Origin of the sequence: Pantoea sp. SO10, from assembly GCF_005281435.1 — a bacterium.
Taxonomy (GTDB): domain Bacteria; phylum Pseudomonadota; class Gammaproteobacteria; order Enterobacterales; family Enterobacteriaceae; genus Pantoea; species Pantoea leporis.
In genome coordinates this window covers 3,153,192-3,168,308 of the sequence record NZ_CP040095.1, presented here as the reverse complement: position 1 = coordinate 3,168,308, position 15,117 = coordinate 3,153,192, and the positions used below count along the sequence as shown (strand labels likewise).

Sequence of the window (15,117 nt, the reverse complement as noted above, 5' to 3'; positions counted from 1 at the left end):
TAAAGAATCAGCGGAAGCGAATGTTATTCGTTTTTGCACAAAGAATTTGCCTGGCGGCTTTAGCGCGGTGGTCCCACCTGACCCCATGCCGAACTCAGAAGTGAAACGCCGTAGCGCCGATGGTAGTGTGGGGCCTCCCCATGCGAGAGTAGGGAACTGCCAGGCATCAAATAAGTGAAGAAGCCCCGGACGAAAGTCTGGGGCTTTTTTACATCTGCATATATTGAATTAAAGTCGGCAGATGGCTGAATTTGCATGAAAATCAGTAATAAATTGCACTAAAAACTTCGCGGCAATCACATTTTGCAATCCAGGAACAGAGACAATTCCCGCAACCAGTTAATAGATGCTTTACTCAATCCTTTGGCGCTAATTATTCGCAAGGAAAAGAGGTAAGCATGACTGATTCACAACAACAAAAAGTGGCTCTAACTGCAACGGCAGCTGACAGTAAAAAGCGCATCTGGTCGATTGTCGGCGCATCGTCTGGCAATTTAGTCGAATGGTTCGATTTCTACGTCTACTCCTTCTTCTCACTCTATTTTGCCCATGTCTTCTTTCCAAGCGGTGATACCACCACCCAATTGCTGCAAACAGCAGGCGTCTTCGCAGCTGGTTTTCTGATGCGCCCGATCGGCGGATGGTTATTTGGCTATATTGCCGATCGTCATGGTCGCAAAGCCTCAATGCTGATCTCAGTGTGCATGATGTGTCTGGGATCATTAGTGATCGCCTGTCTACCGGGCTACGGAGAAATTGGCCTTGCCGCGCCTGTCATTCTTCTGCTGGCGCGTATGTTTCAGGGATTATCGGTTGGTGGAGAATACGGTACCAGCGCCACTTATATGAGCGAAGTAGCACTGGAAGGACGAAAAGGATTTTATGCCTCTTTCCAATATGTGACGCTCATCGGCGGCCAACTGTTAGCGGTGCTTACCGTTGTAGTCTTACAGCAAATTCTCAGCGATGAAGAACTTCGCAGCTGGGGCTGGCGTATTCCGTTCTTCCTCGGGGCGGCGCTCGCTGTGGTGGCATTGTGGTTACGTCGTTCTCTCAACGAAACGTCAGAGAAAAAACACCGTGAACATCGTGACGCCGGCAGCATTACGGGATTACTGCGCAATCACACCCGTGCATTTCTGATGGTGCTGGGCTTTACCGCAGGCGGTTCGCTAAGCTTCTATACCTTCACCACCTACATGCAAAAATATCTGGTAAATACTGCCGGGATGGATGCGCGCAGTGCCAGCGGATTAATGACCGGTTGCTTATTGGTATTCATGTTGATTCAGCCGATAGTTGGCGCACTGTCAGACAAGATTGGTCGTCGTGCCTCAATGATGATTTTTGGTGCCGGGGCAGCTATCTGTACGGTTCCGATTCTGCTGCTGCTGCAAAATGTGCAAAGCAGTTGGCTGGCATTTGCCTTGATCATGCTGGCGCTAATCATCACCAGTTTCTACACCGCTATCAGTGGCATTTTGAAAGCAGAGATGTTCCCGCCGGAAGTCCGCGCGCTGGGCGTTGGGCTTTCCTATGCGGTGGCGAATGCTATTTTTGGTGGTTCGGCAGAGTACGTAGCCTTACTGCTGAAAAGGGAAGGTATTGAAACCAGCTTCTTCTGGTATGTTTCGGCAATGGGCGCTTTAGCATTCCTGGTATCGCTGATGCTGCATCGCAAAGGGAAGGGGATTGCGCTGTAATTACTGACTGAGGTTCCACAGTGCGATACCGCTGGCGGCGCCGGCGACATCCCAGCTAAGATCTTTCCAACTCCAGCCGCTCCCCGCTGAGCGGCTGTCATATAACTCTTTCCCCACACCGAAACTCAACGAAAACAGAAAGCCGAAACGCAAATTCTGCCCGCGGCTGTGATTTTGATGCTGAGAAATCTCACTACCTGCGGCTGCCAGCACAGCAGAAGAGAAGTAGTGTTGCGCTTTGTCTTTGCCGGTCCAGTTATCCTGGGCGACATGCGCACATCCACTACACAGCAAAACCACGCAGAGGATAGGCGCACGCATCGGCTAAAGCAGACGGCTAATCAAGCGATCGATGCGAATACGGCGCAGGCGACGAATCAGCTTGCGCACCTTTGCCGGATAATCGGAGATACTTTCCAGCTCGCGATAATGCTGCACCACGGAAGTATGCTCACGAATCAGCGCCAGCTCTTTTTCACGCTGCTCGGCCAATTGATTGAGAGGATCGTGAATCAGCACCGCATTTTCCAGATCCAGTCGCCACGCGCGTGGATTGAGGTTATTACCGGTGATCATCATCCATTCGTCATCCACCCAAATGCCTTTCAGGTGATAACTGTTTTCGCCATCTTTCCACAAGCGTACCGTCAGCTGACCATTATTGACGTAATACTGCAAACGGCTCAGGAAGCGACGCAGGTTAATCTCATATAGATAAGGCAGCGCCCCGATAATCTTGAACGGCTGTTCTGGCGGGATGTAGAAGTCATTGGCCGTTTTGTCGCCAATGATGACTTCAACTTCTTTACCCTGACGCAGTAAATGAATCAGGTTACGCACCAGAATGGCCGGCAGGTTAAAATAGGGCGTACACAGCGTCAGCTTGCGCTCAGCGCAGGGCATCAAATGGAAAATGGTTTTGTTCAGCAGGCTACGTTTGCCCAAGCCAACCAGCGGCGTGACGGCAAGGCAATCATTATCTGCATTGCCGGTAAACTGATAGTTAAAGCTGCGCAGCTCCTGACGGAACTGACGTGTTTCATTTTTGATTTCCGGGCTGGAAGGGCGCTCAGTTTTATCGAGGCGGTTAACCGCATCGGAATCCTTGAGATTTTCGCAGATCCACGCATACATGGTATCGGTAAGCTGTGGATTGCGGATCAGCTGATAACGGTCATAACGGTATTTATCATGCTGATGTAAATAGACATCGTTCAGGCTCGCGCCGCTGTAGAGCAGCGTATCATCAATGATAAACCCCTTCAGATGCAGCACACCGAGCGCTTCGCGGGTGTTAACCGGAATGCCATAAACCGGAATAGCGATATCCGGGTGCTGAGTCGCCATTTCGCAATACCAGTCAGCGTTGGTCACGCCGCGAGCAGCGCCAATACGACCACGCTGCGCACGATGCCAGTCAACCAGAATACAGACATCCAGCTCCGGACGTGCCTGACGCGCTGCGTACAGCGCCTGCATTATTCCCCGACCGCCGTCATCATTCTCCAGATACAGCGCGGTGATACAGATACGCTTTTCTGCTGCGGCAATTTTCGTCAGCAGGGTTTCGCGAAACTCGGCAGGCGAGTAAAGCGTCGTCAGATCCGATACGGATTGTGACAGTTTAGGCAGCTGTGCGAGGTGTTGTTGGTGTTTATTACGTTTAAATTTAGACAACATCACAGTGCACTTCTTCTCTGTTCATTGCATGGCCTTTTGCCATCAAATCATGATCCTAACGGTAAATAATACCATCAACCGGCCTGTAGAGGAGGAATTTTACCTTTCTGTACAGGTTAGCTGATGACATCACCGAGCGGCAAATTCAGGCTGACAATGCCATCATCCAGTTGAATATTCACGCGAAAATTGAGCTTTCGCGCCAGCGTGATCATGCCGCTATTGTTTGGCATGGTGATACCGTTCAATTGTTGCAGGCCATGATCGCGCGTATAGCGAATCATCTTCTCCAGTAAGCGCCTGCCCATGCCCAAGCCTTTCAGGTCAGACCGCACCAGCACGGAGAATTCAGCATCGATATTATCGGCATCGGAGATCGCACGTGTTACGCCAATGATCTCGTCGACGCCGTTGTGCTGCCGTATAGCGACAATCGCCATTTCGCGGTCGTAATCAATTTGCGTCATATTCGCCAAATCTTCATGGGTGAATTCATTGATTTCACTGAAGTAACGATAGTAGAGATCTTCTTTCGTTACCTGGGCGATAAAGGCGCGCAGCTGCGGTTCATCTTCCGGCAGGATCGGGCGGAACAGGCAATATTGCCCATTTTTCAGCTGCACCTGCTCTTCAAGATGATGCGGGTAAGGACGAATCGCCAGCCGTGTTTCGTTATCACCATTGAAAGGGGCCAGCTGCAGCGTGACATCCAGCAGCGTGAATTCGTCGGCTGATGCCAGCAGCGGATGAATATCCAGGCGCTGAATCTCCGGACAATCGACCACCAGGTTTGAAACCTGCACTAACAGCTGGCTAAGCCCGGTGATATCCAGTGGTCGCAACGCACTACGGCTGCGAACTTTGCCGCTTTTCATCGCCTGAATCACCAGATAGCGCGCCAGCGTCATATTCAGCGGCGGCAAAGCCACGGCGGCTTGCTTGTCGGGCTGCCACTCCACGCCGCCTTCGCCCAGCAGGATGATAGGACCAAACAGCGGATCCTGTTCGACCACCACACGCAACTCCTGCGCTCCGGCGCGATTCGCCATACTCTGCACCAGCAAACCATCAATATGCGCCTGTGGATGGGTTTCACGCACGCGATCAAAAATGGCTTCAGCCGCTTGTTCCACCTCTGCGGCGCTGCGCAGATACAGCATTACGCCTTGTACCTCCGACTTATGCGGAATATCCGGCGAACGCAGCTTGAGCGCGACCGGATAGCCAATCTGATCGGCGATGCTGGCAGCCGCGGCGCTGTCGCTGGCAATCCAGGTGGGCAGCGTCGCCAGGCCATAAGCCTGCAACACCGGCTGCACTTCGTGGGTGTCCAGCGTGGTGATGCCTTTATCCAGCGCTTGCTGAATCAGCTGATGCGCCTGCGCGCTGTTCTGCGTCAAACCGATCGGCAGCGCGGGCGTCTCACGCAGTTGCTTCTGGTTGCGGCGATATTCCACCTGATGCATGAAAGCGGTAACGGTACCTTCAGGTGTGCGCCAGGTGGGAATACCAGCCTGAGTAAACGCGCGTCGTGCGCTCTGCGAAGAGTATTCGCCGCACCAGTTCGTCAGCAAAGTAACCTGCTTGCCACGCGGATGTTTGGCAACCGCAGCGATAATCTGCTCGGCGGTCTCGCTAGAAGGTGAAACGGCGCTTGGCGCATGAATGATCATCAGTGCATCAAGTTCATGGCTATCCAGCAGCCGTTCAATGCAGGCGACATAGCGCGCTGGTGTCGCGTCATCTTTCAAATCCAGCGGATTGCCGCGGCCAACGCCTTCTGGCAGCAGTGTGGCCAGCGCCTGCAAGGTTTCGTCACTTAGCGTCGCCAGCTTACCGTTGCGCGCATACAGTTCATCCAGGGCCAGCGCCGCCGGGGCCGCGCCGTTGCTGATGATCATCAGTCGATCGCCGCGTAATGGACGCATATGGCTCAGCGACTCAACCGCCGTAAACAGTTCATGCGTATCCTGTACGCGCAGTAAACCGGCGCGCTGAATCGCCGCATCCCAGGCAGCGTCCAGTCCGCTGTGAGTACCGATCATCGCCTGCGCCTGATGGCTGCGACCACTTTTTATCACCAAAATCGGTTTATTACGCGAGGCGCTGCGCGAAGCGGAAACAAAGCGACGCGCATCGCTGAGGTGTTCGAGGTAGAGCAGAATGGCGCTGGTTTTACCGTCGCGCGCGAGGAAATCCAGCAGATCATCAACGTCGATATCCAGGCTATCACCCAAGGCGATAAACCAGGAGAAACCGAGGTTACGCTGCTGCGCCCAGTCGAGAATGGTGTTAGAGACCGCAGCAGATTGCGAAATAAAAGCAATGCGGCCTTTAGCAATCGGCACTGGCGAAAAGCTGGCATTCAACCCTTGCCACGGCGCCAGCAAACCTAAGCTGTTGGGCCCAAGCAGGCGAATTTGCCACTGACTTGCGCAGGCTTTCAGCTCTTCCAACTGGCTGGATGGCGCCGAAAGAATAATACAGGCCTTACAGCCTTTTTCGCCCAGTTGTTGCAGCAGTTCGAGATTACGTTTGGCGTGGGTACAGATGATGGCGAGATCGGGCGCGAAGGGCAGGCTGGCGATATCCGGCCATGCCAGCACGCCGCTCACCGCTTTATACTTCGGCGTCACCGGCAATACCGGACCGCTAAATCCACCGGCCAGCAGGTTACGCATCATAAAGTAGCCGGCGCGCCCCGGTGTAATTGACGCACCGATTACCGCGATTGATTTAGGTCGTAACAGCGCTTCCAGTCCGCGTTGGCTCATCATCCGCTCCTGCTATCAAGATTGGCATGATTGTAAACGCTTTTTAGCGCGCGTGCCGATTCACCGATCGCAGGCTGAGAGCCAGCTTCAGATTCCGCTACTCAATGCTTCTTCCAGAGCATGAATCGGATGATGCGGTTTCCCCGCCAGATAAGCATGACGGAAGCGGGCGAAATAGTGCTGCAATTCTGCGGCGGCGGCGAGATCCCCGGCCTGTTCCAGCAGCGCGGCAGCAACTTCGGCGGTGCAGTGCTGGCCTTCGCCGTGGGCCTCGCGCAGCGTGTAGCGCGAGGGCGCAGACACGTTGAGCGACATCACCGGCAACGCATCCAGCCACGGACTTTTGCGGAACATCTTGCGCGCTTCAGTCCAGGTGCCGTCGAGCATAATAAATAGCGGCGGTTTGCCGGTGAGCGGCGGGCTGGTAAGCACTTCGCGATCGGCATCTGCGTAAGACGCCGGGAAAACCACCAGCGGCTGATAATGTGCGTTCTTCACCGCCGCCAGCAGCGCGGCATCCGGCTCGGTGCGTGACCAGCCAAACGCCTCGGTGTCCGGCAGCACATCGGCAATTAACCTTCCGGTATTGCTCGGCTTCATCGGCTCGGTATCGAACATCACCAGACAGAAGCGACTGCGCGCTTGCTGAGGCTGGATGGTGGCACACAGACAGTTTTTCTGCGGCAGCAGGCAGCGTTGGCAACGAATGACACGATTACCGCGCGCAAGAAACGGGCGCGTGGCGCGCGCTAAACGTTGCGCACGTAAGCGCAGAACGGCATTTTCAAACATAAATTCGCAGGCAGGAGAAAAAACGCCAGTGTAATGGAATTAGCCGGGAAAGGTAATAAGGAAGGCCAGCTCGCGGCTGGCCATCAGCGGTTTACAGCGATTCGTCGAGCCACTCGTTGAAGGGCGCTTTCGGCATTGCGCCGTTCAGCATGTCGACCATCTCGCCGTTCTTGAACAGCATAATAGTAGGAATGCTGCGAATGCGGAAACGCGAACTAAGCGCGGGTTCGGCTTCGGTATTCACTTTCACGAAGCGCACCTTGCCGCGCCGCTCGTCGGCGACATCTTTAAACACCGGTGCGAAGTTAACGCACGGGCCGCACCACGGCGCCCAGAAGTCGATCACCACCGGCAGATCGTCTTGCAGATACTTATCCAGCGTGGCTGCTGTCGCGTTGGCGACTTCACCGTTGAATAGCTCGCCGCCGCAACGACCACATTTTGCTCCATCAGCCATGCGCGACTCGGGCACGCGGTTGGTTGCCTGACAGGAGGCACAAACTGTATTCATATTTACCTCAACCCGGACCTGTAAATCTGATGATTGCCGGACATTATGAAAAGGTTGAGTGCTATGCTCAATCTGGATTGCCCAATAGGTTCAATAGTTGATAGCTAAGCACCGACACATCAGGTAATCTTCGCGCTCTCAATGCTGGAGGAACAGATGAACGACGAATTTAAAGGCAAAAGCGGCAAGGTAAAAGTGATGTACGTACGTGATGAGGAGAGTGGTCAAAAGCCGAATCCCCGTACCGGCAAAGGCGGCCGTCCTGCTGCGCGCCAGGAAGATAATCGTCGTTCTGGTCCTCGCAGCGGTGCACGTAATAATGAAGAAGGTGGCCGTAGCGGCGCACGCAGCTCGGCACCGCGCGGTGCGAGTAATACCGAACGCGGTCGCAGCTTTGGTCGTCGTGACGATCGTGGTGACGACAACCGCAGCTTCGGTGATTCGCCGTGGCGCACCGTTTCTCGTCCGCCGGTCGCGGATGATAGCCAACTGGATGATGTCGCGAATAAGCCGGTCATCGATCCCGAGCAGATTCGCCGTCAGCGTCAGGAAGAGACGCGCGTCTACGGTGAAAATGCCTGTCAGGCGCTGTTCCTGAGCCGTCCGGAAAGCATCGTGCGCGCCTGGTTTATTCAGAGCGTAACACCGCGTTTCCGTGAAACCCTGCGCTGGCTGGCGGCCAACCGCAAAGCCTATCATGTGGTTGAAGATGCTGAGCTGACCAAAGCTTCAGGTACTGAACACCACGGTGGCGTGTGCTTCATCATCAAAAAACGTATGGGCATGCCGGTTACCGAGTGGCTGACCAAGGCACCGACCAAAGATTGCGTGCTGGCGCTGGAAGATGTCAGCAACCCGCACAACCTTGGCGGCATTATGCGTAGCTGCGCGCACTTTGGTGTGAAAGGTTTGCTAGTGAATGATGCTTCGCTGCTGGAGTCAGGTGCGGCAGTGCGTACCGCCGAAGGTGGCGCTGAACACGTACAGGCAATCAGCGGCGAAAGCTTTGCCGATGGCCTGGAAGCGTTCCGTAAAGCGGGTTACACCATCGTTACCACCTCAAGCCACGAAGGCACACCGCTGGCGAAAGCTGAGCTGCCTGCCAAAATGGTGCTGGTGTTAGGTCAGGAGAGCGAAGGTCTGTCAGACAGCGCTTTCCAGCAGGGCGATCTCAGCCTGTCGATTGGTGGCACCGGCAACGTTGAAAGCCTCAACGTGTCAGTGGCAACCGGTATTCTGCTCGCCGAATGGTGGCGTCAGAACGCATAATAAAACGGGCCGCAAGGCCCGTTTTTGTTTGTCTCGCTTAGTGAGCGCCACCGCCGCCACTGCCCGCACCAAATGGTGGACGCGCAAACCACACCAGCACCAGCAAGATCAAGAACACGCCCGCCGATGCCCAGAAGATCTCATTCGCCGAAATAATCAGACCCTGATTGGTAATTTGCTGCGCGATATACGCCGAGGCCTGCTGCTGGGTCATGCCCATGCTTTGCAACTGGTCATACATCTGCTGTGAATTGACGTTGTACGGATTCACCGACTCCGACAGATAGCTATGATGCATCGATTCACGGTTACTCCACATGGTGGTAGTAATCGAGGTACCGATGGAACCTGCCAGCGTACGCACGAAGTTCGACAGGCTTGATGCCGCCGCCATGCGTTCTGGCGGTAAGCCTGACAGCGTAATGGTGGTGAGCGGCATAAAGAAGCACGCCACCGCAAAGCCCTGAATAAACTGCGGCCACGCTGATGCACCAAAATCCATCCCCGGCTCAAACGTGTAGGCGCGCCAGTAGAAACAGACGGCATACATGATGAAGCTAAAGGTCACCAGCTTACGCATATCCAGCTTGTGGGCGAAGCGGCCAATGATTGGCGACAGGATCACCGGCAAAATCCCCACCGGTGCCGACGCCAATCCGGCCCAGGTGGCGGTGTAGCCATATACCTCCTGTAATAGCTGCGGCAGCAACACTATCGAGCCGAAGTAAAGCATATAGGCCAGGCTGATCGACAAACAGCCGATGGTGAAGTTGCGCATCTTGAACAACGACAAATCGACTATCGGATGGTCGTCGGTGAGCTCCCACACCAGCAACACCAGCAGCGCCACCACGGCGACCACCATCAGCACAATGATCTCGGTTGAGCTAAACCAGTCGAGCTCTTTTCCGCGATCCAGCATCACCTGCAGCGAGCCAATGCCCACCACCAGCAGTACCAACCCAACCATATCGATCCGGCGGATTTCGGTTTTGGTTTCACGTCCACGCAGCGTTTGCAGCGTCAGTAACACCACCACCAAACCAATCGGTACGTTGATGAAGAAGATCCAGCCCCAGTGATAGTTATCGCTGATCCAGCCGCCGAGAATTGGACCGCAGATCGGTGCCACAATCACCGTCATCGCCCACAGCGAAAGCGCCACGCTGCGTTTCGCTGGCGGATAGTTGTTCAGCAGCAAACTCTGCGACAGCGGAATCAGCGGACCGGCAACCACGCCCTGAATGACGCGAAAGAAGATCAGCATCTCCAGGCTTTCGGACATGCCGCAAGCCCAGGACGCCAATACAAACAGGATGGTCGACCAGGTAAACAGCTTCACTTCACCGATGCGCTTGGCCAGCCAACCGGTAATCGGAATCGAGATGGCGTTCGCCACCCCGAAAGAGGTAATCACCCAGGTGCCCTGCGAGTTCGAGGCACCGAGGTTACCGGCGATGGTCGGAATCGCCACGTTAGCGATGGTGGAGTCGAGTACCTGCATGAACGTCGCCAGCGACAGGGCGATGGTCATCAGGACTAACGGCGCACCTTCAAGCGGTTTTTGTGCCATAACAGCCTCCCGCGGCGTTAGTCAGCGTTGGCACGAACGATGTCAGTAATCAGCTGGTTAACCGGCGCGAGGTCGATTGCCAACGCATTACTTTCATACGCGGCTTGCGAACGCACGGTGCTGGCCAGCGTGGCACCCTCTTTGTTTTGGGTATCCACTTTCACCAGCGTGGAGAGGCCGATACGTAGCGGATGTTCCGCCACTTGTTTCGGATCCAGCTCGATACGCACCGGCAGACGCTGGACCACTTTAATCCAGTTACCGGTGGCGTTCTGCGCAGGCAGCAGCGAGAAGGCGCTGCCGGTACCCATATCCAGACCCACCACTTTGCCGTGATACTCGACGTCATCGCCGTAGATATCACTGATCACCGTGGCCGATTGGCCGATACGGACACCTGCAAGCTGGGTCTCTTTGAAGTTTGCATCGATCCACAGATTAGTGGACGGCACCACCGCCAACAGCGGGGTGGTGGTGGAGATTTGCGAGCCAACCTGTACGCTGCGACGTGAAATGAAGCCATCAATCGGGCTACGGATTTCAGTACGCTGCAGCGCCAGCCAGGCATCGCGCAGCTCAGCCGCACTCTGCTGTACCGCGGGCTGATTTTCCAGCGAGGTATTCAGAATCATTGCCTGGTTAGCGTTGTATTGCTGCACTGCCACATCCAGCTGCGCTTTGGCTGTCGCCACGGCATCACGCGAGTGTTGCAGCTCTTCGCGGCCAATCAGATTAGACGCGCCCAGCGGCTCGCGGCGTTTCAGGTCAGCTTCGGCCTGTTCCAGCGCAGTTTGCTGCAGTTTGATGGTAGCTTGATACTGCTTGCCATTGATCATCAGCTGGTGAGTTTGACGCACGCTGGTGGCTAACGCGGTCTGCGCTTTTTCAAACGCCTGCTCGGCATCGGTTTTATCCAGCGACACCAGGACGTCGCCTTTCTTCACCACGTCGGTGTTATCAAACCACACTTTGTTTACGCTGCCAGAAACCTGCGCCATCACCTGCACCTGGTTGCCCGCCACGTACGCATCATCGGTTTCCTGGAAGTGACGCAGCACCAAATACCAGTAAGCCAGATACGAAACACCAATAATTACAAACACGATAGCCAGCAGGATCAGCACACCTTTGCGCTTCTTCTTTTTATTCGCTGGCTGTTGCGGGCTTTGAGCTTCCGCTGTCGCACTCATGTCGTTCTCCACGTTTTCCATTTAGTCGGGATGTGCCGATCCTTCAACACGGTTGCCCGAGTCAAAAAAGCCAGCACTTAAGCGCTGGCCGGACAAAAGGGGATTAAAATAGCGATTTCGGAAGGTGATTGTGTCGCACTTCTTGCTATTAGCGCGACAGGGAAGCGATAACCTGATCTTCGTCCATTTTATCGAGACGGTTAAGTAACTTACGGGTAATCGATTCCAGCTGATCCTGCTCGTTAGTAGAGAGCGAAGACCACAGATATTGCAGGCTCTGATGCTGCGGTGGCAGCAGCTGGCGCAGGAATTCATTGCCTTTTTCGGTCAAATGCAGATGCAGGCAGCGACGGTCGTTCTCGCTTTCACGACGTTCGATCCAGCCGCGCTTTTCCAGCTCATCAGCGATACGCGTGGCATTGGTGCGTGAAGAGCCGAGGGCAGAACTCAGTTCTGAAGGCTGAATGCTCTGATTTTCCTGTGCATCAAGGGTAATCAGCGCCATGAATAAGGTCTCGTTAATTCCCTGCGCCTTCAACATTTTGTTGCGATTATCCAGCAGTTTACCCTGCATGTGCATGCACAAGCGGGTCAGAATGATCTCCTGCAGCGGAAAATCTTTATGGCGGTTAGCACGGATGTTAAGCATCTGTTCAATGGGAGTAAACGAACTTTCCATTTTAAAAAAACCTCTTAGTTGCAACTGGTATAGTAATGATGGTGACAGATTAAGTGTAGTCACAATTTCCGCAGGTGATTGTTAGCACGATCACATAGTCAACATCTGACATTCCAGGTTGTTCCTTAACCCTGGGCATTTTGCCCTGACATCCCACCTGAACATACAGGCAGCCGATGCCATCAATTCATCTCGGGAAACCTTTTTACAGATAAATAATTTCGCGAGAAAAAATAACTCTGGTGAATAACTGCGCGGCTAACCATAACAAACCCAATCATTAATGAATAGTATTGCTCAGCGGTTTAGAACCATCTTTACGATTTCTAAACACTTTTCGCGCGCCGCTTATCCACGTAAATCAAGCTGTTGATTAACATACTCTTAACAACGCCCGCGCGAATGCGACACCAGCCTAAGTGATGGAATTTGATCGCTAAACGGGAAGCAGTCATTGCGTGCGGATAAGAGAGATAATCATTTGTAGGTAATAGTAACCGAAAAAATTATTTCAATGGTGTGTTAATTAACAGGACGTACCAGTGCGCTATAGCGCACGCTTCGCTTATCGGGGGAAAGGAAAAGGGGAGAGGCAGCCATTTGCCGTAGCGGCGCAATTTATTGCGCTGAGTTCCTGAAGTGGATTGATTGCATGAAAAACGGCGCGATAAATCGCGCCGCTACAATACTAACGCTAATGTAAATGCGTTACTTCGCTGCCGCCAGTGCGTCCTGAATCCACTTATCGAATTCCGCCTGATGACCTTTGATCCAGCCATCAACGTGGCCATTGATATCGGCTTCAGAAGCATGGCCCGCATGCATCGCCGCATTCTCGGCGTTGATGTCGCCAATCGGCAGCTTCATCTCAGCAAAAAGCTTTGCCGCGGCCGGATTTTTCTCGGTCCAGACTTTGTTGGCGACGATGTGCATGGTGTTCACCGGGAAACCGTAGTTAGCCCCGTTCGCCAGCTTAGTATCGACTTTGCTCTGCTCGCCCGGCAGTGAAGAGAACGGCACCTGCAGCCATACCACATCTTTACCTGGCTTCAGCACGTCGCTGACCCAATACGGCGTCCAGGTGTAATAGAACACCGGTTTGCCCTGTTTAAAGCGCGTGATGGTATCGGCGATCATCGCCGAGTAGTTGCCCTGATTGTGCTCCACGGTGTTGCTCAGCTTGTAGGCATCAATCTGGTGATTAATCACCGCTTCACAGCCCCAGCCTGGCGTACAGCCGGTCAAATCCGCTTTGCCATCACCATTGGTATCAAACAGTTTGGCGATCTTGGGATCTTTCAACTGTTCAATATTGGTGATGTGATACTGCTCGGCGGTTTTCTTATCGATCAGGTAACCCTGAGCCGCGCCACCGACGTAAGTGCCCTGGCGATAAAACTTCGCATCGCCGCCCGCGGCTTTATACATATCGTCGTGCAGCGGTTGCCAGTTGGTGGCAATAAAGGTGGCATCACCGGCTGCGATGGTGGTGTACGCCACGTTGTAATCAATCTCGCTTGGCTTCTCAACGGTATAGCCGAGTTTCTCCAGCGCGCGGCTTACCAACAGCGTCTGGAAGGTCTCTTCAGAGATGGTGCTCTGCGTCGGTTTAACGGTGATGCCTTTACCGGGCAGGTCGGCGGCGGACACGTGCGTCGCGGCGAACGTCGACAGGACGGCGGCGATGAGAGCTGTCTTGCGCATAGTCATTCCTTATTTTACGTGTTACGTCGAAGACGGGCGGCCGCAGCGGACCGCCCATTGAAATCAGGCTTTTTTACTGAAAGGGCGCATCAGCAGACCGAGCGGGCCAGTGCTGTACCAGTGGCGGCTGCCACGGCTGCGGCTGTCGCGGCCCATCGACTGCGTCAAGCGATCGAGGATAATGGCGAGGATCACGATGCCCACGCCGCCGACGGTGGCGAGGCCCATATCCAGGCGACCAATGCCGCGCAGCACCATCTGACCGAGACCGCCAACCGCAATCATCGAGGCGATCACCACCATCGACAGCGCCAGCATCAGCGTCTGGTTTACGCCAGCCATGATGGTCGGCATCGCCAGCGGCAGCTGCACTTTGAACAGCATCTGACGCGGGCTGGCACCGAAGGATTCACTCGCTTCAATCAGGTCGGCTGGTACCTGCTTAATACCAAGAATGGTGAGGCGCACAATCGGCGGCAGTGCAAAGATAATGGTCACCACTACGCCCGGCACGTTGCCGATACCAAACAGCATGACGATCGGCACCAGATAGACGAAGGCCGGCGTGGTCTGCATCGCATCCAGCAGCGGACGAATAATGCGCGCGGCACGTTCACTGCGCGCCAGCCAGATGCCGAGCGGCAAGCCGATGATGATGCAGAACAGCAGGGCGGTTAGCACCAGCGCCAGCGTCACCATCGCCTGCGACCAGGCACCAATCGCGCCAATGGCAATCAGCGAGACCAATGTAGCAATGCCCATCGCCGGGCTGGCAATCTGCCAGGCGATCAGTGCGAACACCACAATCGCTACCGGCGCGGGCATGCCGAGCAGTAACTGCTGGAACGCGCTGAGGATGTAATCCACCGGCACGCGAATGCCCTGAAACACCGGGCGGAAATGGCTGACCACCCAATCGATGCCTTCAGTCACCCAGCTATCAAGCGGAATCCAGGTTTTATGGAACGGGTCCATGAGGTTGAAATGTTCCGGCGCGGGAGCGGGTGCGCTGCTCAGCCAGTCGCTGCTGCTGGCAGCATTGCTGGTGGCATCGTGGCCACCGCTGCTGGCGGCGGAGGGATCGCCCCATGCATCGGCGCTGCCGGAGCTGCTATCTGCAGGCGCGGCACCGCCGCTCGCCCAGGGATCGCTGCTGCTGGCGGCGGGGCTGGTATCAGTGGTGGCAGGTTGCTGGGTGGTTTGGCTGGCGCTTTCCCACGGATTCGCTGTTTGTTCGCTCAT

At 54.8% G+C, this 15,117-nt stretch carries 12 protein-coding genes and 1 rRNA gene; 3 read left to right on the top strand and 10 right to left on the bottom strand.

All coding sequences use genetic code 11. The annotated features are described in order from the left end of the window. The first annotated feature begins 49 nt into the window (after positions 1 to 49). Both rrf and FCN45_RS14670 read left to right on the top strand, forming a co-directional pair. Positions 50 to 165, top strand: a 5S ribosomal RNA gene (rrf, locus tag FCN45_RS14675). A 233-nt stretch (positions 166 to 398) separates the two neighbouring features. Then, positions 399 to 1,703, top strand: a complete 1,305-nt coding sequence (locus FCN45_RS14670; protein ID WP_101763427.1) for an MFS family transporter — start codon at positions 399 to 401, stop codon at positions 1,701 to 1,703. On the opposite strand, the gene FCN45_RS14665 is transcribed toward FCN45_RS14670, so the two are convergent. From FCN45_RS14665 to trxC, 5 genes are all read right to left on the bottom strand, one after another. Further along, entirely contained in the window at positions 1,704 to 2,024 is a 321-nt protein-coding gene (locus FCN45_RS14665) for a YfiM family lipoprotein (protein WP_101763428.1), read from the bottom strand. A 3-nt stretch (positions 2,025 to 2,027) separates the two neighbouring features. Continuing rightward, positions 2,028 to 3,383 (bottom strand): CDP-diacylglycerol--serine O-phosphatidyltransferase, encoded by a 1,356-nt coding sequence (gene pssA / locus FCN45_RS14660; RefSeq protein WP_137386322.1) that lies wholly within the window; start codon positions 3,381 to 3,383, stop codon positions 2,028 to 2,030. A gap of 116 nt (positions 3,384 to 3,499) precedes the next feature. Then, entirely contained in the window at positions 3,500 to 6,157 is a 2,658-nt protein-coding gene (locus FCN45_RS14655) for a bifunctional acetate--CoA ligase family protein/GNAT family N-acetyltransferase (RefSeq protein WP_101763430.1), read from the bottom strand. An 87-nt stretch (positions 6,158 to 6,244) separates the two neighbouring features. After that, positions 6,245 to 6,949 carry a tRNA-uridine aminocarboxypropyltransferase gene (locus FCN45_RS14650; RefSeq protein WP_110868291.1) on the bottom strand — a complete coding sequence of 235 codons (705 nt, stop codon included), beginning with the start codon at positions 6,947 to 6,949 and terminating at the stop codon, positions 6,245 to 6,247. Positions 6,950 to 7,040: 91 nt separating this feature from the next. Further along, positions 7,041 to 7,460 (bottom strand): thioredoxin TrxC, encoded by a 420-nt coding sequence (trxC, locus tag FCN45_RS14645; RefSeq protein ID WP_110868290.1) that lies wholly within the window; start codon positions 7,458 to 7,460, stop codon positions 7,041 to 7,043. Positions 7,461 to 7,616: 156 nt separating this feature from the next. Here trxC and FCN45_RS14640 point away from each other — a divergent pair, with 156 nt between their 5' ends. Next, positions 7,617 to 8,729 (top strand): tRNA/rRNA methyltransferase, encoded by a 1,113-nt coding sequence (locus tag FCN45_RS14640; protein WP_137386321.1) that lies wholly within the window; start codon positions 7,617 to 7,619, stop codon positions 8,727 to 8,729. 37 nt (positions 8,730 to 8,766) lie between these two features. On the opposite strand, the gene emrB is transcribed toward FCN45_RS14640, so the two are convergent. From emrB to proW, 5 genes are all read right to left on the bottom strand, one after another. Next, positions 8,767 to 10,302 carry a multidrug efflux MFS transporter permease subunit EmrB gene (emrB, locus tag FCN45_RS14635; protein WP_101763434.1) on the bottom strand — a complete coding sequence of 512 codons (1,536 nt, stop codon included), beginning with the start codon at positions 10,300 to 10,302 and terminating at the stop codon, positions 8,767 to 8,769. Between the two features lie 17 nt (positions 10,303 to 10,319). Beyond that, positions 10,320 to 11,492: a multidrug efflux MFS transporter periplasmic adaptor subunit EmrA gene (emrA, locus tag FCN45_RS14630; RefSeq protein WP_110868299.1), complete on the bottom strand. Its 1,173-nt coding sequence runs from the start codon at positions 11,490 to 11,492 to the stop codon at positions 10,320 to 10,322. Between the two features lie 148 nt (positions 11,493 to 11,640). Beyond that, positions 11,641 to 12,171 (bottom strand): transcriptional repressor MprA, encoded by a 531-nt coding sequence (gene mprA, locus FCN45_RS14625; protein ID WP_008101638.1) that lies wholly within the window; start codon positions 12,169 to 12,171, stop codon positions 11,641 to 11,643. A 708-nt stretch (positions 12,172 to 12,879) separates the two neighbouring features. Beyond that, positions 12,880 to 13,875: a glycine betaine/L-proline ABC transporter substrate-binding protein ProX gene (proX, locus tag FCN45_RS14620; RefSeq protein WP_137386320.1), complete on the bottom strand. Its 996-nt coding sequence runs from the start codon at positions 13,873 to 13,875 to the stop codon at positions 12,880 to 12,882. A gap of 63 nt (positions 13,876 to 13,938) precedes the next feature. Then, entirely contained in the window at positions 13,939 to 15,117 is a 1,179-nt protein-coding gene (gene proW / locus FCN45_RS14615; RefSeq protein ID WP_137386319.1) for a glycine betaine/L-proline ABC transporter permease ProW, read from the bottom strand.